Annotated in this window: 1 protein-coding gene; it reads right to left on the minus strand. The window is 65.2% G+C overall.

Annotation, left to right across the window (positions count from 1 at the left end; all coding sequences use genetic code 11):
• Positions 1-35 precede the first annotated feature (35 nt).
• Positions 36-1,205 (minus strand): IS30 family transposase, encoded by a 1,170-nt coding sequence (locus IF64_RS0124840; RefSeq protein ID WP_145600783.1) that lies wholly within the window; start codon positions 1,203-1,205, stop codon positions 36-38.
• Between the last annotated feature and the right edge of the window lie 258 nt (positions 1,206-1,463).

Below are 1,463 nucleotides of genomic sequence, written 5' to 3' on the forward strand. Positions count from 1 at the left end.
GGGCGGTTTCCAGGGGTCCTCGCAACACCTGATGGCTAGTTGGTCGTCAGTAGATCACGCAGACGCTCGGCTGGGGTATCCCAGTCGAGCGTCTTGCGTGGACGGCCGTTGAGTTTCTGGGCTACGTGTTCGAGGTCCTCGGGCCCGTAGGGGCGCAGGTCGGTGCTCTTGGGGAAGTACTGGCGCAGGAGTCCGTTGATGTTCTCGTTGCTGCCTCGTTGCCAGGGCGAGTGCGGGTCACAGAAGAACACCGGAACCCCGGTCGCGATGCTGAACTGCTTATGAGCAGCCATTTCGGCGCCCTGGTCCCAGGTCAGCGACCCCCGCAGATGCTCCGGCAGTGTGCCGATCAGCGCGGTGAGCACGTCCCGGACCTCTTCAGCGGTGTGCCCGCCGGGCAGGTGCCCCAGAAGCACGTAGCGAGTGGTCCGCTCCACCAGCGTCACGATCGCCGAGATGCTGCCCGGCCCGACGATCAGGTCGCCTTCCCAGTGCCCGGGCACGGCCCGGTCCTCGACCTCCGGCGGCCGCTCAGAGATCATCACCATCTCGTCCACGAACCTGGGCGTGCGCTGGTCAGGATGTTTGTGGGGCTTCCGACGTGTCCTGCCCGTCCGCAGCGCAGCGGCGACCTCTCGCCTCAACCCGCCCCGCGCCTGGACGTATAAAGCCTGGTAGATCGTCTCCGGGCTCACTCTCATGCTCTCGTCGTCGGGAAACTCCTTGGTCAGAGTGTGGCTGATCTGCTCCGGAGACCACTGCACTGACAGCTTCTCCTGCACGTACTCCCGCAACGACACGTCCGTGACGAGCTTGGATGTCTTCGGCCTCGGTCTCGACGCAGCCCAGGCACGCTGCGCGGCATAGGGCTGATAACGCCCTTCGAGGGAGCGGGCATCGAGCTCACGCTTGATCGTCGAGGCCGGCCTGCCCAGCACCCGTCCGATCGCACGCAGGCTCGCCCCGCCCCGGCGCAGGTCAGCGATGACTTCTCGTTCCTTCACTGTGAGAAATCGTGGATGCAGCTCCGCCTCCAACGCAGGCAGTGCAGCAGCGGTGAGGGGAGTGGTCATGCCGGTGTTGTAGTCGATCCGCCGACCATCCGGGTAGAGCCGCGAGTGTCCGATCTGCCGGATCCCCTTGTCCCAGTCTTCCGCCGTGCGAATGTTGACGCCGATATGAGCTGCAGCCTCACCTCGCCGCATGCCACTGGCACGCAGCTGTTCGTACTCTTCCCGGCGAGGATGGGGACCATTGCCCGGTCTCCCACGGCCGCGGATCCCTGCCTTGCGCGCCCAGCTAGCGGCAGTATGCCGATTCGCGCCGATCACGCGAGCAGCAGCCGCGACGCTGCCGTCCACCCTGTCCAGCGCTACGAAGAAAGCTTCCTTCAACTCCTCAAACGACACGATCCCCGCAACTCCCTGAAGAACAGGGTGTTGCGGGGATCGCTAGAAACCGCC

The organism is Prauserella rugosa, from assembly GCF_000719975.1.
In the GTDB taxonomy this organism is placed as follows: Bacteria; Actinomycetota; Actinomycetes; order Mycobacteriales; family Pseudonocardiaceae; genus Prauserella; species Prauserella rugosa.